Raw genomic sequence first — 21,278 nt, forward strand, 5'->3', positions numbered from 1 at the left:
CCATCACCCCGCGACAGCCCCTTCTCGCGGCCGGAAGACGGCTTCCAGGGCCCCGGCGAGATCGGGGTGTCGGAAGCGATAGCCGAGTTCGAGCGCCCGGCGGGGGAGGACGCGCTGGCCCTTGGCGATCACGTCGGCGACCTCGCCCAGCGTCAGGCGGAGGAGGAAGTCGGGGGGGCCGAACGGGAGGAAGACGCGCCAGGGGGCGTAGGGCTTCCAGAGGACCCGGGATAGGGCGCGGGAGAAGTCGGCGTTGCGGGCCGGGTTGGGGGCCACGGCGTTGATCGGGCCGACGGCGTCGGGGTTGGTCAGGGCCATGTGGAGGATCCCGACCACGTCGTCGACGTGGATCCAGCTCATCCACTGCCGCCCCCGCGCCGGGGCGAGGCCGCCGTCTCCGCCGACCGGGACGCCGGGGCCCAGCTTGAACATCGGGGTCATGGCCTTCAGCGCCCCCTCGCCCGGGGCCAGCACGATCCCGATCCGCATAACGGCCCGGCGCACGCCCAGGGGATCGACGGCGGCCGAGGCGGCCTCCCACTCGCGGCAGACGTCGGCCAGGAAGTCCGAGCCCGGCGGCGAGGACTCGTCCAGCTCCTCGTCCCCCGTCGCGCCGTAGTACCCCACGGCGGAGCCCTGCACCAGCACGCCCGGCCGCGACCCCGCCGCGGCGATCGCCTCGGCGACGTGGGCCGTCGATCGGACCCGGCTGTCGCGAATCTTCCGCTTCACCTCGGCCGACCAGCGTTCCGCGAAGACGCCATGCCCGACGAGGTTCACCACGGCGTCGCAGCCGTCGACCGCCCCCTGCCACGCCCCCGGGGCGGTCGGATCCCCCTGGACGACCTCGAAACCTCCGGCCTCGGCCTCGCGCCGCAGTTCCTCGGCCCGTCGCGAGAGCACGACCGCCCGCCCCCCCGCCTCCGCGATCCGCCGGACAAGACGGCGGCCGATCAGGCCGGATCCCCCCGTGACCAGGACGCGCATGCCGTAGCCCCATATATAGGAGGAAGGGGAGCGGTGCCGGGATACGGACCCCATCGTCCCGGCCGCCCCCGTCGGCGTCAAGCGATTGGCCCGCGAGGGGATTTCATGGTAGGTTCGAGCGGAGTGACGACGGTCCCGACGGAGCCCCCTTCGCCATGTCCCTCCGCGTCCCCGGGCGGAAGTACCCCACCCCGGTCGTGCTGGTCAACGGCCTGGCCGAGCAGCCGCAGAGCTGGTACGCCAACGTGCGCGCCCTGGCGCGCCGATTCCACGTCGAGCGCCCGGACTTCCTGGTCTACGACGGGGAGCCGCTCCACCGCCGCATCGACGCCGGCCTGGAAGTCACGGTCGACTACCTCGCCGACCGCCTCGCGACCTGCCTCGGCGCGATGGCCCGCCGACCGCCCTACCATCTGGTGGCGTCGAGCCTCGGCTGCCAGGTGGCCGTGACGTACGCCGTCGCCAACCCGGAGAAGGTGGCGCGGCTGGTCCTCCTGTGCCCCTCCGGCTTCCACGGCGACGAAGACCTGCCCGTCGTCGCCGGGGTCAGGCGCAGCCGGTACGACGCGCTCGTCGGCTCGGTCTTCCACGAGGGACGCCACGCCGACCCCCACCTGATCGCCGCGTTCGAGGCGAAGTTCCGCGACCGCCGGTGGAAGAAGGGGGTGCTCCGGACGCTCCGGGGGACCGTCGGCCACGGCGTCGCCCCGCTCCTCCCCCGGCTGGCCGCGCCCACGCTGGTCGCATGGGGGGCCGACGACCGCATCCTCTCCGACGTCCCCGGCTCCATCCGCGTCGCGGCCCGGATCCCGGACGTCCGCCAGGTCGTGATCGCGGGTTGCGGCCACGCCCCGCAGATCGAGAAGGCCCGGCTCGTGAATCGCCTCATCGCCGAGCACCTGACCGGCCGACTCAAGCGCATCCCCCCGGCGCTCGACCCGTCGCGGCTCCTCGACAGGCGCGACGACGCCGTCGCGCGGCTCGCCCCCCTCCCCTCCTGACCGGCGGACCATGCGCGACTTCACCCTGTTCCTCGGCAAGTTCCTGCGGCACGGGACGGCCATCGCGAGCCTCGCTCCCAGCAGCCGATGGCTCTCCCGGGCGACCGTCGCCAACATTGATTGGGCCCGCCCCAGCGTGATCGTCGAGCTTGGCGCCGGAACCGGCCCGGTCACTCGCGTGTTGGCCCGGCGGGCCGCGCCCGGATCGCGCGTGCTGGTCGTCGAGCGCGACCCCGACTTCGCCCGCCTCCTCCGCGAGCGGTTCGGCGACGCCCCCGCGCTGGAGGTGATCGAGGGGGACGCCCGCGACCTCGCCGGCATGCTCCGCGACCGCGGCGTCGATCGCGTCGATCACGTCGTCTCCGGCCTGCCCACCCCCTCGCTCCCGAGGGACGCCCGCCGCGACGTGATCCGCGCCGTCGGCGAGTCGCTGAAGCCCGAGGGGACGTTCAACCAGATCACCGAGATGCCCTGGGTCTACCTGGGCCTCTACCGCCGGCTGTTCCGCGAGGTCCGCTTCCGCTTCGAGCCCCGCAACTTCCCCCCCGGCGGCGTCTACTACTGCCGCGGAGTCCGCCCCGAGGGCGCGACGCCATGACCGGGGCCGTCGCCGCCCTGGCCGGCGCCCCCCCCGTCCGCAAGCTCGTCAATCGGGCGTTCCACGTCCACGCGCGGCTTCGCATGAACGCGCTCGCGAGGCTCGATCCGATCCGCGAGCAGGAGCGGACGATCCGCCGGCTGACGCGACACGCCCGCGGCACGCGCTTCGGCCGCGACCACGGCTTCGAGTCGATACGATCGGCGGACGACTTCCGCCGACACGTCCCCATCCGTACCTATGAGGATCTGTGGGACGACTACCTCCGCGACCGCTACCCGGTCTTCGAGGATCTGGCGTGGCCGGGGCGGATCCCCTACCTCGCGCTCACCAGCGGCACGACGCGCGGGGGGACGAAGTACATCCCCGTCTCGCGCGAGATGGTCCGGTCCAACCGCAAGGCGGCCCAGACCGTGACCGCCGCGCACATGACGGCGCGGCCGGGCTCGCGGCTCTTCGAGGGCCGGGTCTTCTTCCTCGGCGGGACGACGAGGCTGGAGGAGCCCGCCCCCGGCGTGCGGCAGGGCGACCTCAGCGGCGTGGCGGCGATCGAGGTGGCCGACGCCCTGCGGCCCTACACCTTCCCGCCGCTCGACCTCGCCCTGGAGTCCGACTGGGACCGCAAGCTGGAGCGGCTGGCCGATCGCTCGATCCGCGAGCGCGTCACCCTCGTCAGCGGCGTCCCGAGTTGGCTCCTCATGCTGTTCCGCCGCGTGCTGGAGATCGCCGGCCGTTCGACCGTCGCCGAGGTCTGGCCCCGGCTGGAGTTGGTCGTCCACGGCGGCGTGAAATTCGACCCCTATCGGGACGCCTTCCGCGAGGCGATCGGCTCGGACGCCGTCCGCCTCCAGGAGACCTACCCCTGCTCCGAGGGCTTCATCGCCTTCGGGGATCCGGCGTCGGGCCTGCTCCGTCTCCTCGTCGACCACGGGATCTTCTATGAGTTCATCCCGCTCGACGAGTACCGCGAGGGCGAACAGCCCCGGACCCGTCTCCGGCTGGGCGAGGTGGAGACGGGGGTGGATTACGTCCTGGCGGTCTCGACGTGCGCGGGGATGTGGGCCCACGTCATCGGCGACGTGGTCCGGTTCGAGTCGCTGTCCCCCCCCCTGCTCCGGTTCGTCGGGCGGACGAAGGACTCGATGTCGGCCTTCGGCGAGCACCTGATCGCCGAGGAGGTCGAGGGGGCCATCCTGGAGGCCGCTCGCGCTTGCGGGGCGTCGGCCCGCGAGTGGCACGTCGGGACGGTGTTCGGCGACGAGCTGGGCCATCACCTTTACGTCATCGAATTCGACCGCCCCCCCGCCGACCCGCCGGTATTCCGGGCGGCGCTCGACGCCGCGCTGGGGCGTCGCAACGACGACTACCGCGCGCACCGGGGCCCCGGATCGGGCATCCCGGCCCCGGCGGTCCTGGCGGCGCGGCCGGGGACGTTCGAGGGCTGGATGCGACGCCGGGGCAAGCTCGGCGGCCAGAACAAAGTCCCCCGCATGGACGCCTCCGGGGCGCTCACGCGGGACCTCGCCGACTACGCCCGCGCCGCCGGGCTGGTCGACGCGGAGGTCGGCCCGGCGGGGGGGTAAGCCGATCGAACGGTCTTCCCCCCTGGAGGGGGAAGACAGACCGCGAAGCGGTCAGATGAGGGGGAGCCCGCCCACGGGGCCTCGGGATTCGGAGCCTCGGCCTAGCCCGTCGGCTCCGGAAGGCCCCGTCAAGCTCCCCAGGTCGTCTCGCTCGTCCCCCCCTCATCCGGCCCTTCGGGCCACCTTCCCCCTCCAGGGGGGAAGGCCGTTATGGGGCGCCCGCCGCGTTCAGGCGGCCTTCTTCTCGGCGATGAGGTCGGCGATCTGGCGGATGGAGTCGAGGTGCTCGACGCCGGCCTCGTGGGCCTCGACGGTGATGCCGAACCGCTCTTCCAGGTAGACGACCAGCTTGAGCGTGGTGATCGAGTCGAGGATGCCGCCGGTGATCAGCGGGGTCGAGTCGGTCAGCTCGGAGGGATCCTCGCCGGGGAGGAACTCGTTCAGGATGAAGGCGTGGACGTCTTTCTGGATCTCTTCCATGACAACCTCTTGATAATGAGGGGGGTGCTCGGGGATTCCGTTCAGGGGCCGTCGGCCGAGGCCGCGACCGGCTCGGCCTCGCGGGGTTCGTGCAGCGGGACTTCGAACGCCTCGTGGAGCGGCCGGCCTTCCACGTAGGCGGGGATCTCCAGGCCGAGCATCGCCATCGCGGTCGGGGCCACGTCGCGAAGCTCGGCGTCGAGGCGGTCGCCCGGGAGGACGCCGGGGGCGTCGATCGCCAGCACGCCGTCGAGCCAGTGGGTGCCAGGGAGGCCGGGGTCGGGCCGGAGGATCGTGTTGCGATGTCGCTCCGACCACTTGGCCTGGGCCTGGTAGCCGTCGGCGGAGAGGGCGAACAGGTCGGGCATGCCGTGCTCGGCCGGGTCGAGGTCGAAGCGGTCGGCGGCCGAGTAGACGTCGGCGAACAGCGGCTCGCCGCGCTCGGGGTCGCGGGCCTCGCGGAACAGGTCGATCAGCTCGGCCAGGGCGCGATCGGCCGCCGCGCCGGAGACGGCCGAGCGGTTGAGGAAGACGTTGCCGCAGAGCTGGCCGAACGGGGCGAACGCGACGGTGCGCCGCCAGTCGCAGGAGATCTGGCCGTCGACCGGCCGGGCCTTCGGCGGCGCCGTCCCGCCGGGCTCGCGCATCGCCCGCCAGCGCCGGAAGCGCTCCAGGACGCGGATCGCCCGGTAGCGGAACCGCGTGCCGTAGACCCGCGTCCGCTGGAGCCCCGCGGCGCGGAGCATGCCGTTGACGTTGACCAGCGACCGGCAGGGGCCGAAGCCGTGATCGGAGGCGACGACCACGGCGGCGTCGCGGTCGGCGGCCAGGTCGAGCAGGCGGCCGATCGCGGCGTCGAGCGCCCGGATCGACGCCTCCACCGCGTCGGTGAAGCCGGGCTCGCGGAGCCCCGTCTCGTCCACGTCGAAGTAGGGCCACATCCGATGCTGGAGGCTGTCCAGGTTGTGGAAGTGGACCATCATCGCGGACCAGTCGACGCGGGCGTCGGCCAGGTGGGCGGCCTTCGCCTGGGCGTCGAAGATGTCGGCGCAGCGGCGGGCCTGGTCGAGCGCCTCGTCGGCCTCGCGGGGCCGGCGCTTCCAGACGAGCTTGTGGGTGTAGGCCGGGGCCTCGGCCCGGAGCAGGGCGTCGAACTCCGGGCACTGGGCGAAGGCCTGCTCGCGGTCCGGGGCGTCGGCGCCGGCGACGAGCAGGCCGCGGATCGCCGGCGCGGGGTAGGTGATCGGCAGGCCGAGGCTGACGACGGAGCCCCCCGCGCGGCCGATCTCCTCCCAGATGGTGGGGACGCGGACCGTGGCGGCGTCGTGCTCGCGGATGGTGCCGTCGGCGTGGTCCAGGTAGTTGAAGTCGTGGACGCCGTGCGCCGGCGGCGAGCAGCCGGTGGAGAACGACGTCCAGGCGACCGGCGTGACCATCGGGTCGGTCGACCGCAGTCGGCCGACGGCCGATCGCCGCCACAGCGCGGCGAGGTTCGGCGCCCAGCCGCGATCGAGGATCGGGCCGAGGACGGCCGACGTGCCGCCGTCGAGGCCGATGAACAGGACGCGCGAGGATGACGGTCGCATGGGCGGTCGCCTTTGTGCCCGGGGTTTCGGCCGGCCCGATCCCGTGGGATCCGCCGAGGTCGCCTTCCTTGCCGATTCGGCGGGCCGATGACCCAAATCAAGGCCCCGGGACACTAGCTTCCGATCATTCTTTAGTCAATCTCGACTTTCCTTCGAGCCAGCCGTCGCGCCCCGCCGATCACGTAGGCTAGTGTCGCACTCCGCCCGGGGGCCTCGCCCCGGGCCGACGCGCCCGGATGGATCCGTCCTCGACCGCCCCATGAGGTGACAGGCCCATGACCGCACGGAAGCCGACGGCCCCCCGACGATCGGGCCGGACCCTCGTCCTCGCCGGGACGGCGGTCTCGCTGCTGCTGTCGGGGCCCGGCTGCGCCTCCGGCAGGCGGCTCCGCAAGGAGGCCGATCGCGTCCCGATCCGGGGCCTCGTCGACCCCGACCAGCCCCGCGAGCTGGACAAGACGTCCATGCCCCGCTACGTCGTCGAGCCGCCGGACGAGCTGGACCTCACGGCCAAGCCCCTCCCCCCGGATTGGTCCATCGGCTCGTTCGTCGTCCGCCAGGACGGCGTGGTCGACCTGGGCCTTTACGGCGACGTCTTCGTCGCCGGGCTCACGCTCGACCAGGTGGAGGAGCAGGTCGCCCGGCGACTCACCGACGACGCCCTGTCGCGCGGCCAGAAGCCGACCGAGCCCTACCGGGTCTCCGCCCGGCTGGCCACGTCGCAGAGCAAGTATTACTACGTGGTGGGGACGGTCGCCACCGAGGGGAAGTTCCCGATCCGGGGGAACGAGACGGTCATGGACGCCATCCTCCAGGCCGGGCTCAAGTCCAACAGCCTCCCCGAGAAGGCGTACCTGGCGCGCCCGCGCCCCGTCGGCGGCCCGGAGCAGGTGCTCCGCATCGACTGGTGCGCGATCAAGGACGGCGACACCCTCACCAACTACCAGCTCCTCCCCGGCGACCGGATCGTCGTCCCGGGCACCCGCCCCCCCAGCCTCATCGCCACCCTCCTCGGCCGCTGAGGATGGCGGGCGCGTGCGAAAGGGACGAGGGATCGCCCCCCGGCCCTTCGCGCGGACTTCGCTCGATCGGGTCGGATCGTCGTCAGGCGGCGGCGTCGATCCGCTGGGGCATCGCCAGCAGGCTCGACCGCAGGCCGATCTTGTAGAAGACGACGTAGAGGACGAAGCCGACGATGTAGGCGGCGACCGGGGCCGCGGGGACGGACGGGATCGAGGCCAGGGCCGGGTAGGTGGTGCCCAGCGCGTTCAGGTTGGGCATGACGCCGACGAAGAAGCCGACCGCCCAGGCCAGCCAGCCGGCCGGGTTGAAGCCGGCGCGGGGGCCGCTCCAGCGATAGCCGTTGAGGATGTAGTCGGCCGTCATGGCGCCGCAGATCGGGCCAAACGACGCGCCGATGATCCCGAAGACGCCGGGGAGGTTCGCCGCTACCCCCGTCACTGCCAGCAGGATGCTGATCAGCGTTCCGATCCCCACCGAGATCAGCGGGTGAATTCGCGGCATGACCGTCTTGAAGCTGTTTGCCGCGATGAAGGACGAGAAGCAGGCACCGGGGAACGAGGCTAGCGTCAGTCCGATCATCACTGCCTTATAGACGCCATCGGACAGCTTGACCTTCAGCGCGGCGGTCATCAGGCTCTCATCGCCCGGGATGGCGCCAGTGGCGCGGGCGCCGGCGACGACCAGGACCGAGAAGCCGGCCGTCAGAATGATCGCCGCGACCACGCCAACCAGCCCCCCCATTTTCACGTCGTTGGCGTCACGGCTGTTCGTACCGAAGTCAACGCCCGCCGCGCCAGCGGTCCCGAAGAAGCCGACGATCGTGCCGACCATCAGGAGGATCGCCGTCAGCCCGCCTCCCTCGACGACCTCGCCAGGCTTGTAGCTGAACGCCGAGGCCCCGTACAAGGACAGGCCGATGATGAGCACGACCAGAGGAATGATCGGAAGGAACGTCGCGACCTTGGCGACGTACTGGATCCCCTTCAGCCCCACGAACGCCGCCAACGCCGCCCACAGCACGGCCAGGGCGTAGAACATGTTCTGGTCGCCGCCGAAGCCCTCTCTCAGCGCGTCGGCCGAGCCGTAGGCGTTAACTCCCAGCCAGCCGAACTGCAACGCCCCCATCAGGAAGCCCGGCATGATCAGGCCGCCGATCGCGCCGAACGTGGACGAGCCCACAACATAAAGGGGGAGGCCCGTCTTCATGCCCAGCAGGCCCGGGGCCAGGTAGAACAGGAAGTGGCAGATCAAGGCACCGATCGCGATCCCTGCCAGGCTCGCCAGCAAGCCGCCCACGCTCAGCCCGTTGCCCGACATCGAGTTCCAGAACACGAACCAGAGGAAGATGCCCGCGAACGTCGGCGCGGTGTTCTTGTACCAGGGGGCCCGGTTGCTCGGCGGATTGGGCGTCGCGCTGGCGATGTAATCCGGGAGCGGGCTCGACGTCGGGACGGTTTCGGTGCTCATGGCGGCCTTGATCGTCTGGGCGTGGGGAGGCGGGATTAGGGTGACGATGGGTGCATTGGACGCCGACCGGGGGGCGCTGTCAAGGGACTACCCGACCCTCCCCGATCGCGCGAAATGCCGCTCCGATCCGGCCTTCCCGTCGCTTCGCGCGGGCCTTCGATCAGGGTTCTTCCTGGCCGCATCGGACGCGCGCGTCGCGTTCGAACCAGTTGTCGCGATAATAGTGCTTGCCGGCGGCCCACGCCAAAAGGCTGGCGGCCAGGTACGCCGGGATGAACGCGATCCCCCAGCGCTCCGCCTGGCGGACGTGGACCTGCTCGTGGTCGCGGCACCAGTCGAGCGACCAGGCGTCGTGCCCCAGGATGACGTGGCCGAGGGTCATCGCGCCGAAGCCGATCCGCCGGGCCATCCAGGTCGCGAACCCGCCGTACACCTCGACGGCCCCGGCGCGCACCTGGGCGCGGCCCCCCGTCGCCAGGGTTAACGCCACGGCGAGCAGGCCGAGCGTCGTCGTCGGCGAGGCCCAGGCGTAGCGGACGAGCCGAATCATCGATACCCTCCGGGCGAGTGACCGCTCATGGTAGACTATGGCCTGACCATCGCGAACCTGGCGGCCCATCGTAACGGCCTTCCCCCCTGGAGGGGGCCCGAAGGGCCGGATGAGGGGGGGACGAGCGCCACGACCCGCGGAGTTCGAAGGACCTTCCCGGGCCGATGGCCTGGGCCGAGGTTCCGGACTCCGGCACTCCGCGGGAGGCTCCCCCTCATCTGACCGCTTCGCGGTCTGTCTTCCCCCACCAGGGGGGAAGACCGTACAGACCGCCCTCCAATCGCGTTACGGTCGATTAATCATGGTTTCGCGGCCGAGACGACTCAAGGCCGACCCCGATCCGAACAGTGGGCCGCCGTGACCTCTCCAATCCCCCCCTCGCACGCCCTCCCTCCCGTGGTCCGCGAGAGCCTCGTGGCGCCCATGCCGCCCCCTCGCGGCTGGGCCCGGACCGTCGCGCCGGCGTTCCTCGGCGTGGTGACGTGGTTCCCCCTGCTCGACGCCCTGGGGGCGATCGACGCCGGCGCCGCCGTCGGCGACCGATGGTTGTCCTGCCTCCTGGCGCTGGGGGCCTGTTACGCGCTGGTCTACCTGCCGTTGGCGGGACTCGGCCTGCGGACGCGCGGCCGGCTGCCGGTCGTCGCGGCCTCGGCCCTGGGGGCGCGCGGGGCCGAGTGGATCGCCGGCGTCCTCCACGGGTCGTTCGCCGCGCTCTGGGGGTCGGTCGCCATCTGGTACTCGGTCCGGATGACGCTCGACGGCCTCTCGGCGTGGGGGCTGCTGGGCCATTGGGACGCGCGGCCGGAGGTGATGGGGGTGACGCTGGAAAGCCCGCTGGTGTTGGCGTCGCTGGCCTGGTGGGCGTTCATCATCATCGCGGCCAACGGGCTGAACCTGATGGGGGTGATCGCGGCGTTGATGCGGGTCTACGCGCCGTTCGCCGGGGTGCTGGTCGTCGCGGCGGCGGCCGTGGCGTGGTGGAACGGCGAGGCGATCGGCGGCGGCTCCGCCGCGCGGGCCGGCGGTTTCGAGCCCCGGAGCTTCCAGTTCGTCTTCGCGGCGTTCGCGTTCGCCGGCGTGATGGCCGTGGAGTGGGGGGCGGCGACCCGAGACCGTCGCGACGCCCGGCTCGGCGGCTGGACGGCCATCCTGGCGGCGGGCGCCGTCACGACGCTGGCGGCGATCGTGCTCGGCTCCCTCGGCCCGATGGACACGACCTGGCGACGCGCGGCCGACTCGGCCGATCGCTGGATGATCGGGGCGTTGGTGCTGCTGCTGGGCCTGGCGTCGCTGGCGCCGGCGTGCTACGCCTCGTCGCTGTTCGCGAGCCGCTTCCGCGCCCACTGGCCGGGCATGGGCAAGTGGAAGGGCGTCGGGCTGTCGTACCTGCTGTTCGTCGTCCCCGGCGCGGTCGGGTTCGCGGGCGACGTGGAGACGATCGCCGGGATCTCCGGGGCGTTGTTCGCGCCCCTGGCCGGCGTGCTGGCGGTCGAGGCGCTCCGGCGCGACCAGGGCGAGATCCGGCCGGGTTGGCGCATCCCGGGGATCGCGGCGTGGGGCGCGGGGGTCGTGGTCGGGCTCGCGCCGGTCGTCGCGCCGGGCCTGGGGCGGCTCCAGCCGGCGGCGCTGATGGGGTGGGGCGTCGCGGCGGCCGTGTACGCGGTCGCGGCGAGGCCGTGGGCCGCGAGGCCGTCATGAGCGCCGACGAGACGGGCTCGCGCGGGGGGACGTTCGCGGCGCTGGAGAATCGGGACTACCGGCTCTACTTCACCGGCCAGGGGATCAGCCTGATCGGGACGTGGCTCCAGGCCGCGGCCGTGCGCTGGCTGGTCTACGAGCAGACCGGGTCGGCCGAGCGGCTGGGGGTCATCGAGGCCGCCAACCTCATGCCGGGGCTGATCATCGGCCTGTTCGCCGGCGCGATCTCCGACCGCGTCGCCCCCAAGCGCATGATCCTGGCGATGGAGCTGGGCCAGATGGCCTGCGCGACGGCGCTGGCGTTCCTGGTGACGGCGGGGACCATCCAGTTCTGGCAGATGGTGGCGATCCTGGCGACCGCCCGGATCTGCGTCTCGTTCGAGCTGCCCAGCCGGCACGTCTTCCTCTATGAGCTGGTGGGGCCGTCGCGGCTGACCAACGCGATCGCGCTGAACTCGGGGCTGTTCAACGCCACGCGGGTCATCGGCCCGGCGCTGGCGGGCCTGGGGTTCGCGGTGCTGGGGGCGGCGGGCTGCTTCACGCTCAACGCGGTGAGCTACCTGGCGGCGATCGGCACCGTGATGGCGATCCGCACGACGCCGAAGGCCCGCGGCGGGCTGGGGCGCGGGGCGGCCGTGGGGGACGTGCTGGCGGGGCTGGTCTACGTCCGGGGGGAGCGACGGATCGCCGGGCATCTCGCCCTGATGGGGTTCTTCGGCCTGGCGGGGATGGGATACGAGGCGATGATGCCGGTCTTCGCCCGGACGGTGGTGGGGGTGGAGGTCGGCGGCTACAGCGTGCTGCTGGCCAGCGGCGGGCTCGGCGCCACGGCCGGGGCGCTGACGGTCGCCAGGATGGGGGACGACGTGCGCAAGGATCGGATGATCGCGCTGGGGATGGTGGCCTTCGCCGCGTTCCTGCTGCTCGCCTCGTTCTTCCCCCGATGGACCTCCGCCGACTGGCCGGTCGCCGCGCGGATGGCTTGCGCCGCCGCGTGCCTGTTCGGGGCGTGGTTCGGCGCGGCGTTCTTCTACTCGTCGACGCAGACGATGATCCAGATGACGATCCCGGCGGAGTTGCGGGGTCGGATCATGGGGATCTGGATGGTCGTCTTCTCGGGCTCGGTGCCCCTTGGCGCCCTGTGGACGGGCCGCGCGTCGGCCGCCTGGGGCGTGCTGCCGGTGATGACCGGCTCGGCCCTGACCTGCCTGGTCGTCGGCGGGACGCTGCTGTTCCTGGGCCGATCGGGCGAGGCCGGCGCGCGAAAAAGCCCCGCCGGCGATCCGGCGGGGCCTTGAGCGATCTCGGGGCGACGCCGGAGCGGACGGGGGTCAGTCGCGCTTGCGGCTCTTGTCGCAGTCCTTCCCCTCGAGGGCGTCCTTCTTCTCGTTGATGTTGGGGCTCTGCGTGGACATCTCGGCGTTGAGCGCCGTGAATTCCTTCCACTCCTCCGGGAGGTTGTCTTCGTGGAAGATGGCCTCGACGGGACACTCGGGGACGCAGGCCTCGCAATCGATGCACTCATCCGGGTGGATGTACAGCATCTGGGCGCCCTCGTAGAAGCAATCGACGGGGCAGACCACGACGCAGTCCGTGTACTTGCAATCGAAGCAGGGCTCCGCGACGACGTGAGCCATGAGCAGTGAGCCTCCAACACGCGACGGTTCGAAAAGCGAAGGAAGCGGCGCGTGGCGCGTGCCGCCTCCCTCGGGGTGCGCCATCATAGGGCGCGCGCGTGGCGTGGGTCAAGGGACGCTGCCCCGCCGTCGCGTTGTCAGGGCTTCACGCGCTTGGCGCTGGTGATCGTGACCGTCTTGACCGGCACGTCGTCGAGCGGCCCGCGGGTGGCGGTCTGGGAGTTGGCGATGGCGTCGACGACGTCCATCCCCTCGACCACCTTGCCGAAGACGGCGTAGCCGCCGCCGGCGGTGTCCAGGAAGGCGTTGTCGCCGTGGTTGATGTAGAACTGGCAGGTGGCGGAGTTCGGGTTGTTGGTCCGGGCCATGGCGATCGTGCCGCGGGCGTTGGACAGCCCATTACGCGACTCGTTCTTGATGGGGCCCCGGACGCCCTCGGTCTTCTCCCGGAGGTTCTCGGCGAAGCCGCCCCCCTGGATCATGAAGTCCTTGATGACGCGGTGGAAGATCAGGCCGTCGTAGAAGCCGTCGTCCACGTACTTCAGGAAGTTCTCGACGCTGATCGGCGCCTTGGCGGGGTCCAGCTCCAGCACGATCTTGCCGGCGGTGGTGTCCAGCTCGACGCGCGGGTTGGCGTCCTGGGCGAGGGCGGCCGGCGCGGCGAGCGCGAGGCAGCCGAGGAAGGCGGCGAGGATGGTGTAACGTCCGGTCGTCACGTGGGATTCTCCGAGAGGTTTTGGAGGCGGGGCCCCCGCGGGATCGCCGGGCCGCCGCGTCTCGACCACCCTATCACGACCCGGGGCGGCCTGTCGACGCGCCAGCCGCCGCGACGACGCGGGATCGGCGGCGAGGGCGAGGCGGGGATCATGACGACCTTCCCCCCTGGAGGGGGAAGGTGGCCCGAAGGGCTGGATGAGGGGGGGACGAGCGCCACGAGGCTCGGTGTCCGGAGGGACCTCCCGGGGCCGTCGGCCCGCGCGACGGGTCGCGAATTCCGGAACCCCGCGGGCGGGCTCCCCCTCAACTGACCGCTTCGCGGTCTGTCTTCCCCCACCGGGGGGGAAGAGCGTGGTTATCAGGACCTCGCGTCGGCCCCGCGTCAGCGGGACTCGCCCTCGATCCGCTGGACCAGGCGGACGGCCTCGTCGACCATCGCGGGGCTGAGCTGGTCCTTGGCGGCGACGGCCTTCTCCAGGTGGTCCCTGGCGCGGTCGCCGCGGGCCTTGTCGGAGGCGATCAGCCTGCCGTAGTGGTAGTGCAGCACGGCCAGCTCGGGCGACCGCTTCAGGCCTTCCAGGTAGGAACGCTCGGCGTCCTCGACCCGGCCGACGGCCTCCTGCACGGCGCCGACGGTGTCGTAGAACTCGCCCGGCAGCAGCGCGGCGTTGACGCGGGGGAGGATCGACTCGATCAGCTCCATCGCCTCGCGGCTGCGGCCCAGCGAGCTGTGCAGGACCCAGGCCTTGTTGTTGATCGCCTCGATCGCCAGCGGCTGGACCTTCAGCACGCGGTCGTACTCGTCGACGGCGCGCTCGAAGTAGGGGCGGGCCTTCTCCGGGTCGGGCTGCCCCTCGGCCAGGGCGAGGAGCAGGTCGCCCAGGTTGAGGTGCGAGACGGGGGAGTCGAGCAGCTCGACGGCCTTCTCGGAGAGGGGCAGGGCCAGGTCGAGCCGGCGGGCCTTGTGCAGGCCGACGGCCACGGCCAGGACCTCGGCGCCCTTCTGGTCGCGGGCGACGACCTCGGAGGCCAGCCGCCTGGCCTCCTCCAGCCCGGCCGGGCGGGCCGAGGGGGCGGCCGGGTCGGGCTCGGCCAGGAGCTGGACGTACCGCGCCAGCGCCGCGGGGTTGGACGGGTCGGCGGCGAGCGCCCGCTTGAGGGCGGCCAGGGCCGCCGGGCGGCGGTTCCGCTTCAGCTCGATGTCGGCGATCGTCTCCAGGGCGTCGACGAACTTGGGGTCGGCCGCCACGGCCGATTCGAGCTGGGCCACGGCCGCCGCGCGGGCCTCGTCGCGCTGGGCGTCGCCGACGCCGGTGGCGTCCAGCGCCGCGGCCTGGAGGATGTTGGCGTCGCGGTTCGTCGGCTGCGTCCCCAGGACGTGCCGGGCCTGGGCCAGCGCCTCGTCGACCTTGCCAACCCGGAGGGCGGCCTTGCCGAGCGAGACGCGGACGTCGGACCGGCGCGGCTCGCGCTCGACCGCCTCGGCGTAGGCCGCGGCGACGTCGTCGGCGCGGTTCTGCGTGGCGAACAGCCGGGCCCGGAGCAGCGGGCCGACCGCCGAATGCTTGGCGACCTTGTCGATGTCGCGGGTGATCTCCACGGCGCGGGTGAAGTCGCCCCGACGCGCCGCCTGGTCGCACTCGGCCTGGAGGATGGCGACGTTCGTGGGGAACTTCGCGCGGTAGTCGCGGATCAGCGACTCGGCCGAATCCTCAAGCGCCCGGAGCTTGTCGGCGTCGCCGGCCGCCATGGCCTCGCCCGCGGCGAGCGAGACGACCTCGACGAGGCTGGCGGCGAGGTTGCCGTCGGTCGGGTTGTCGGCCGTCAGGCCGCGGAGCAGCGCCTCGGCGCCCTCGTAGTTCCCGCGATGCCGGTAGACGTCCACCAGCATCCGGCGGTAGATCCCCTTCGCGTCGTCCTTGGAGCGGGCCTCGACGAACTCGAGCGCCTTGTCGGAGTCGCCCCCCTTGTCCAGGATCAGGTACTTCGCCTGGACCAGCGGGATCGAGTCGGGGACGACGGCCAGCCCCTCGTCGACGACCTTGATGGTCCGCTCGGCGGAGGTCTCGACCGGCGGGGCCTCGTATTCCACGGCGGCCAGCATCAGGAAGAAGACCTCGGGGACCGGCTTCCCCTCCTTCGTCGTGCCCTCGACGCCGGCGCGGAGCAGGGACGAGGCCGCGGGGTACTCCTTGGCCTGCATATGCAGCAGGGCGCGGGTGACGACGGCGGAGGCGTTCGAGGGGCTCTCCTTCAGGACGCCCTCCAGCAGGGCCACGGCGGCCGGGATCTCGTCCTGCTGGCGGTGGTAGTTGGCGGCCCGGACGCGGTCGTCGAGGCTCGCGGGGGCGGCCGGGTCGGCCAGCAGGGCGTTCATCTCGGCCTTGGCGGCCGGCCACTGCTTCTTGGCGACGTAGGCGTCGACGAGCCGCCAGCGGTCGTCGCGCGAGAGCGAGCCCGACGCGTTGCCGCGCTTCAGCTCCTCGAACCGACGGATGGCGTCGTCGACGTCGCCGGCCTGGAGCGAGACCGCCGCCAGGGCCGACTGGGCCGCCTGGAGCAGCGTCACGCCCTGGTCGACCTCCTTCGACGGCCGGTCCTTGACGATGTCGCCCAGGGCCTGGGCCGCGCCGGCGAGGTCGCCGGTGCTGCCGTCGAGCTGGGCCTTCCAGAAGGCGACCACCTTGTTCTGGGGGTCCTTCCTGAGGGCCTCGTCGAAGTGGGCGATGGCGGCCGGGACGTCGCTCCGCTTCAGCGCGAGCTGGCCCTCGAGCACGTCGCCGACGGCCCCTTCCTTCCAGCGGGAGCGGACCTTGGCGACGACGGCGGCGGCGGCCTCCAGGTCGTCGCGGCCCATCTCGATCTGGGCGAGCTGGACCCACGGGGCGGTGGTGTTGCCGCGCTCGCCGACCTCGGCCAGCAGCTTGCGGGCGTCGTCCACGCGGCCGAGCTCGTCGACGAGGATCTGGGCCCGCATGGCGGCGAGGGTCACGTCGTCGGGGTGGGCGGCCAGGAAGTCGGCCAGCAACTTGTCGGCCTCTTCGGCCTTCTTGTCGCGGACCTTCAGCGCCGCGTCGAGGCCGGCGATCTCGGAGGCGTCGGGGAACTTGGCGCGGGCCCGGGCGAGGACCTCGCGGGCCTCGTCGTCCTTGCCCTGCCGCTGGAGGATCAGCACCGCGAGGTTCTCGGCGGCCGGGGGCGCCTGGCCGGTCTTCCGCAGGGCGTCGACGCGGGCGTAGGCCTCGTCGAGCCGGCCGCGCTGGACGTCGATCTGCGCGAGCCGGAGCGTGGCGCCGCCGTCGGAGCGGTCGCCGTCGCCGGCGACCCGCTCGAACTCGCGGGCGGCGCGGTCGAGGTCGCCGGCGCCGCCGCGGGCCTGGTAGGCCTCGCCGGCGAGCTGGTGCAGCGCCCCGCGCATGTCGGCCGGGACGGCCCCCTCGTCGAGCTTGCGGGCGATCGACTCGACGATCGGCAGCGCCTCCTCGGGGTAGCCGGCCTGGAGCATCGTCCAGGCGGCCCAGAACTCATACTGCGGGTCCAGGGCGGACATCCTCAGGGCGTTCTGCAGGTACTGCCGGCCGAGGGCCTGCTCCTGGTTGAGGACCAGCGCCACGCCGTAGCGGGCCTGCGCCTCGGCGACCTGGGGGAGCTTCTGGGCGGCGGCCTTCAGGTGGGCCAGGGCGCTGGCGCGGAGCCGGGCCTGGTCCTTGGGGTCGGCCCCGGCCTTGGGCGCGGCGGAGGCGCCGACGCCCAGGCCCGATTCCTCCAGCTCCAGGGCCCCCTGGAACAGGTGGCCGAGCCCCTGGTAGCGGTCGTCGGCGGCGGCCAGCAGGGCCTGGACGTGCGGCGTGGCCTTGGCGACGCGGGCCGAGTCCTCGGTGTCCATCAGCGCCACCTCGGCGCCGACGGTGTGCAGGCCCAGGGCGATCAGGATGGAGTTGGGCCGCGTGGCCTGGGGGGTGGCCAGGGCCTCCTTCACGACCTGGAGGCAGCGGTCGCGGAGGCGGCGGAACCGCAGGTGGTCGGCGTAGGTCAGGTGGATCTGGAAGTCGGCCCGATCGCCCAGCTCGCGAGACTTCTCATAGAGCGCGTCGAGCTGGCCCTCGATCGCATCGACGAGCCCCTCGGACGGTGCCTGGCCGGCGGCCTGGGCCTGCTGGATCAGCCCGCGCTGCGACTGCTCCAGGAGGTACAGCAGCCGCGTCACGCGCTGCGAGCCGGGCTCGGCGGAGGCCACGACGCGGTCGGACAGGGCGACCATGTCCTTGACGATCTCGGCCCGCGCGGCCGGGTCGGACTCGGACCGGGCGGCCAGGGCGGAGAGCCGCAGCTTGGCCATCATGTCGGTCGGGCCGGCGTCGTCGGCGAGCGTCAGGGCGCGGCCGGCGGCCAGGGCCTCGGCGCGGGCGGCGTCGTCGTTGGCCGCGTCGGCCAGGCGAGCCTGGATCAGCAGCCGGCGGACCTCGGGGGCGCCGCCGGCGACGAGCTGGTCGAGCCGCTTGCGCACGTCGGCCAGGTTCGGCGAGCCCCCCTCCAGCTCCTGGAAGGCCAGCACGAAGGCGGCGTCCAGGTCGTCGGGGTCGATGCCGGCGACCTCGCGGGCCCAGGCGATCGAGTCGGGGACGACGTCGTCGGCCATCGCGTCGTGGAGCAGCCGCAGCCGGGGCCCCTTCAGGTTCGGGTCGAGCTTCTGCGCCTTGAGCAGGTGGTCGACCCGCTCGGCCCGCAGGGCGTCCTTGCGCTCGGCGGGGGCGGAGGCCAGCATCTTCTCGTAGAGCGTGGCGATCTCGTCGTGGACGGCCGCGTCGACGGCGCCCACCTGGAGGGCCTGCTTGAAGTGGATCTCCGCGTCGGCCAGCCGGCCGGCGTCGCGGGCGGCGCGGGCCTGCTTCAGCAGGGCCTGGGGCGTGGGCGGCGCCAGCGTGGACGAGATCGCGATCACGCCCACGACGGCGACCGCGACGAAGAGTCCGGACAGGATCAGCAGGGGCTTCCAGCGGACGGTCATCGGGCCTGTCTCCTTCAGCTCGGTGAATCCGGGCCTCCCCGAGGGCCGGGTCCGCGACGCTGAACCTTCCAGGGTTCGCGCGCGGGGCCGCGAGGGGGGCGTTGCGTGTCTCGGAGGAGATCGAGATCGGCGTCGAACGGGCGACGCGAGATCCGCCGGGAGGCGGGATCGGCGGGAATGGGCGATGCGGTGCCGAGCGAGTGGTGTGGCGAAGCCTTCCGCCTGCTTGACCTCGGGGTCGCAATCCATTGCCGCTACATCCAGCATCGAGGCGACGGTCACAATAGGGCCTCGTCGCCCCGAGTTCAAGACGAACTTTCCACGAGGCTCGCACTCATGAACCCGCGTCGACCGGCCCTCCCCCCTCGGATCCCCCCTCGCGAGGCCTCTCCGGGAAGACCGGCGAGCGCATCCGCCCCGGCGGCGTCTTGATCGGCCCCCGCCGGAAGAACGACGAGATGAACCCCCGGGCGCGGGCCTTGGTGGCCGGATCCTCCACGCGCTGGCCGTAGTCCTTGCCGTACGGGGAGGCGTCCTCGATCACCTTGTTGAACTCGGCCGCCGCCAGCAGCTCCACGCTGCAGAGCCACATCCAGCTCGTCAGGACGACCACGCCGGCCATCGAGCCGTACGTCGCGTTGTAATCCCCCCAGCGCTGGACGTAGAACCGGAACAGGTAGCTGACGGCGACCAGGAGGATCGCGCCCAGCAGGCTGCCGGGGGTGATCCATTCCCAGCGCTGGTCGGCGTCGGGGGCGAAGTACATCGCCACGGCGAAGCTGATCAGCACCAGCCCGAAGACGGTCAGCGCGTGGGCGACGGTCAGCAGGATCTCGGAGACGAAGCCCAGTTGCAGGAAGCCGAGGATCTGCGGCCACAGCAGGGTGCTGGCGAGCACCAGGATCAGGAGGATCGCCTCCAGCACCGCCATCATCACGCCGATGAGCCGCCGCTTCCAGAATGGTCGCCGCTCCTCGACGCCCATGATGACGTTGGCGGCGTCCATCACGCTCATGAACAGGCTGGAATTCAGCCACAGGAGCGCCAGCGTGCCAACCGACGCCAGCCCGGCGTTCCCCCGGCCCCGCATGTCATTGAGCTGATCGCCCAGCAGCTTCGCCGCCTCGGGGGGGAGGAACTGGTTCAGCAGCGTCGAGGGGTCCAGGGCCTTCCCCTCCGCGAACCACGGCACGAGGTAGGCCGCGAGCAGGACGACCAGGCCCAGGAACGGGACCAGGGACGCCAGCGCGTAGAATGTGATCGCGGCGGCCCGCGTCATCAGCTCATGCTCATTCACCTTGTCCCACGTCCGGCGCAGGGCCTCGACGAAGGTGAGGCCCCCCAGGTCCATCGCCGATCGGAATCGTCGCCCGGTCGCGTCCATCAATCGGCTCCATCGTGATCGTCGGTCGTTCGCACGACGGGCGAGGGAGCAAACCGGGCGCCAGGGGCGATCAGCGGCGGATCCGGCCGGCGGGCGCCAGCGCCAGGAACGCGCCCCGGTGGCTCTCGTCGGGGAACCAGAAGCGGCGGCCCCCCACGACGAGGCAATACCGGGGGTCGCCGGGGACGGCCTCGCCGCGTTCGGCCAGGCAGTGAGGGCAGACGCCGCCGGCCTCCACGCCGACGGCGGCGTAGCGATCCGGATCCGCCATGAAGCGCTCGCGGTCCCCCTCCGACGAGCAGAGGTAGAGCCGCTCCCGGTACAGGGCGGCGAAGCGGAGGTCGCCGTCGGCCTCGCGATCGGCGTCCAGGCGCTCGACCGGGCAGCGGCCGTCGTTGGCCGGGACGAACCGCTCCGGGTCGCGACGGAAGGCGTCGAGCGCGGCGGCGTCGGCGAGGCGGTAGACGCGACCGCCGTACTCCGCGGCGTGCTCGTCGCGGCCCGCCGCAAGGACCCCGTCGGCGACGAGGCTCACCGGGCAGAAGCCGCCCAACTCCGCGCGACGCCCCGACGGCCGCGGCGGGCCGACGAACCCGGACGCCAGCCGGGTCTCATGGGCCGCCATCGCCCGCCCGAGCAGCCCGTCGAGTTCCTCCGGGCCGAGATAGCCCTCATGGACGGCCATGACGTCCCGATCGGGGCCGACGATGACGCTGGCGGGGAGGCCGGTCACGTCGAAGCTCAGGGCGAGTTCCTGGTGGACGTCGGCCTGGAGCCTCACCGGGATGAACCCCGAATTGGCGCGGGCGACCACGGCCGGGCTGGCGAGCGAATCGTGCTCCATGCGGACGCAGTTCGGGCACCACGGCCCGGTGAACTGGATCCAAAGGAGGCGGCCCGTGGCGCGGGCCTCTTCGAGCGCCGCGCCATAGTCTTCGCGCCAGACGGGCGCGGCGGGGGCGTCTTCGCCCCGGGCGGAAGGGATGCCGGCCGTGGCGGCGGCCAGGAACATGGCGATGCGCATGAGGGGGCGCTGAGGGGTCATCGCTTCTCCTCGTCGACGGGCGTGTCGCTGGGTGATCGTTGAAACGCGCCCGAGAGTTCGGACGCCGCCCATCCTTGGAGAAGCCGCTCAACTGGTCGAGGGTCGCCATGCCATTGGCGTGTTTGAGCCCTGCTGTTCGCCGGGCCAAAAAGGATATCGGCCCGCCACGCCGAACCCTGGAGCGCTTTCTCACAATGCCGCTGCCCGCCGATCGGCGCGACCGATGGAATCGGGAAGATCGCGGGGACGCGAAAGAGGACGCCCGCGCCACGGCAACGTGGACCGCCACTCCTAATTCGTCCCCTCCCCCCCGGGGCGACGGCCCGCCGCTGATTCCGGCATGGTCGCGAAGCGGGGCGCCGCCGCCAATCCCCCCCTTCTCCCCTCGTGGTGCTCTGTCGAAAAGAGGCCGTAGAGGCTCAGGCGGCCGGGGCCGGGCCGGTGCCCGGAGAGGCGCGGGCGGCGTCCCGTTCGCGCCTCTCCGCATCGCCGACGAGCAGCAGGACGTCGTGGA

At 72.3% G+C, this 21,278-nt stretch carries 16 protein-coding genes; 6 read left to right on the forward strand and 10 right to left on the reverse strand.

Annotated features, from left to right (window positions below; all coding sequences use genetic code 11):
* Positions 1 to 3: 3 nt before the first annotated feature.
* Entirely contained in the window at positions 4 to 987 is a 984-nt protein-coding gene (locus WG209_RS07345) for a TIGR01777 family oxidoreductase (protein WP_337174373.1), read from the reverse strand.
* Positions 988 to 1,142: 155 nt separating this feature from the next.
* On the opposite strand from WG209_RS07345, the gene WG209_RS07350 reads away from it, so the two are divergent.
* From WG209_RS07350 to WG209_RS07360, 3 genes are read left to right on the forward strand one after another with little or no spacing between them, the layout of a single operon-like run.
* Positions 1,143 to 1,988: an alpha/beta fold hydrolase gene (locus tag WG209_RS07350; RefSeq protein WP_337174374.1), complete on the forward strand. Its 846-nt coding sequence runs from the start codon at positions 1,143 to 1,145 to the stop codon at positions 1,986 to 1,988.
* A gap of 10 nt (positions 1,989 to 1,998) precedes the next feature.
* Entirely contained in the window at positions 1,999 to 2,586 is a 588-nt protein-coding gene (locus WG209_RS07355) for a methyltransferase domain-containing protein (protein ID WP_337174375.1), read from the forward strand.
* Positions 2,583 to 4,169 carry a GH3 auxin-responsive promoter family protein gene (locus tag WG209_RS07360; protein WP_337174376.1) on the forward strand — a complete coding sequence of 529 codons (1,587 nt, stop codon included), beginning with the start codon at positions 2,583 to 2,585 and terminating at the stop codon, positions 4,167 to 4,169. The genes WG209_RS07355 and WG209_RS07360 overlap by 4 nt, the downstream gene beginning before the upstream one ends.
* A gap of 228 nt (positions 4,170 to 4,397) precedes the next feature.
* On the opposite strand, the gene WG209_RS07365 is transcribed toward WG209_RS07360, so the two are convergent.
* Positions 4,398 to 4,649, reverse strand: a complete 252-nt coding sequence (locus WG209_RS07365) for an acyl carrier protein (RefSeq protein WP_337174377.1) — start codon at positions 4,647 to 4,649, stop codon at positions 4,398 to 4,400.
* A 41-nt stretch (positions 4,650 to 4,690) separates the two neighbouring features.
* The gene (locus WG209_RS07370) at positions 4,691 to 6,235 is read right to left on the reverse strand and encodes an alkaline phosphatase family protein (protein ID WP_337174378.1); all 1,545 of its coding nucleotides are present in this window, start codon (positions 6,233 to 6,235) and stop codon (positions 4,691 to 4,693) included.
* Between the two features lie 275 nt (positions 6,236 to 6,510).
* On the opposite strand from WG209_RS07370, the gene WG209_RS07375 reads away from it, so the two are divergent.
* Complete coding sequence (locus tag WG209_RS07375) at positions 6,511 to 7,257, forward strand: polysaccharide biosynthesis/export family protein (RefSeq protein WP_337174379.1); 747 nt, start codon at positions 6,511 to 6,513, stop codon at positions 7,255 to 7,257.
* Positions 7,258 to 7,339: 82 nt separating this feature from the next.
* Here the strand turns inward: WG209_RS07375 and WG209_RS07380 are convergent, their stop codons facing one another.
* On the reverse strand, positions 7,340 to 8,725 hold the full coding sequence (locus WG209_RS07380; RefSeq protein WP_337174380.1) for a cytosine permease: 1,386 nt from the start codon (positions 8,723 to 8,725) through the stop codon (positions 7,340 to 7,342).
* Positions 8,726 to 8,885: 160 nt separating this feature from the next.
* Positions 8,886 to 9,275, reverse strand: coding sequence for a hypothetical protein (locus WG209_RS07385; RefSeq protein WP_337174381.1), 390 nt, complete (start codon positions 9,273 to 9,275; stop codon positions 8,886 to 8,888).
* Positions 9,276 to 9,689: 414 nt separating this feature from the next.
* Here WG209_RS07385 and WG209_RS07390 point away from each other — a divergent pair, with 414 nt between their 5' ends.
* Together WG209_RS07390 and WG209_RS07395 are read left to right on the forward strand one after the other, a co-directional pair.
* Positions 9,690 to 10,973, forward strand: coding sequence for a hypothetical protein (locus tag WG209_RS07390; RefSeq protein ID WP_337174382.1), 1,284 nt, complete (start codon positions 9,690 to 9,692; stop codon positions 10,971 to 10,973).
* Positions 10,970 to 12,271, forward strand: coding sequence for an MFS transporter (locus WG209_RS07395; protein WP_337174383.1), 1,302 nt, complete (start codon positions 10,970 to 10,972; stop codon positions 12,269 to 12,271). The genes WG209_RS07390 and WG209_RS07395 overlap by 4 nt, the downstream gene beginning before the upstream one ends.
* A 33-nt stretch (positions 12,272 to 12,304) precedes the next feature.
* Here the strand turns inward: WG209_RS07395 and WG209_RS07400 are convergent, their stop codons facing one another.
* The 5 genes from WG209_RS07400 to WG209_RS07420 form a co-directional block, all read right to left on the reverse strand.
* A complete protein-coding gene (locus WG209_RS07400) occupies positions 12,305 to 12,610 on the reverse strand; it encodes a ferredoxin family protein (RefSeq protein WP_337174384.1) in 306 nt (101 codons plus the stop codon).
* A gap of 137 nt (positions 12,611 to 12,747) precedes the next feature.
* On the reverse strand, positions 12,748 to 13,326 hold the full coding sequence (locus tag WG209_RS07405; protein ID WP_337174385.1) for a peptidylprolyl isomerase: 579 nt from the start codon (positions 13,324 to 13,326) through the stop codon (positions 12,748 to 12,750).
* Positions 13,327 to 13,709: 383 nt separating this feature from the next.
* On the reverse strand, positions 13,710 to 18,335 hold the full coding sequence (locus WG209_RS07410; protein ID WP_337174386.1) for a tetratricopeptide repeat protein: 4,626 nt from the start codon (positions 18,333 to 18,335) through the stop codon (positions 13,710 to 13,712).
* A gap of 334 nt (positions 18,336 to 18,669) precedes the next feature.
* Positions 18,670 to 19,719, reverse strand: coding sequence for a YihY/virulence factor BrkB family protein (locus tag WG209_RS07415; protein WP_337174387.1), 1,050 nt, complete (start codon positions 19,717 to 19,719; stop codon positions 18,670 to 18,672).
* Positions 19,720 to 19,789: 70 nt separating this feature from the next.
* A complete protein-coding gene (locus WG209_RS07420; RefSeq protein WP_337174388.1) occupies positions 19,790 to 20,764 on the reverse strand; it encodes a thioredoxin family protein in 975 nt (324 codons plus the stop codon).
* Between the last annotated feature and the right edge of the window lie 514 nt (positions 20,765 to 21,278).

Source organism: Paludisphaera sp., from assembly GCF_037189885.1.
Taxonomy (GTDB): Bacteria; Planctomycetota; Planctomycetia; order Isosphaerales; family Isosphaeraceae; genus Paludisphaera.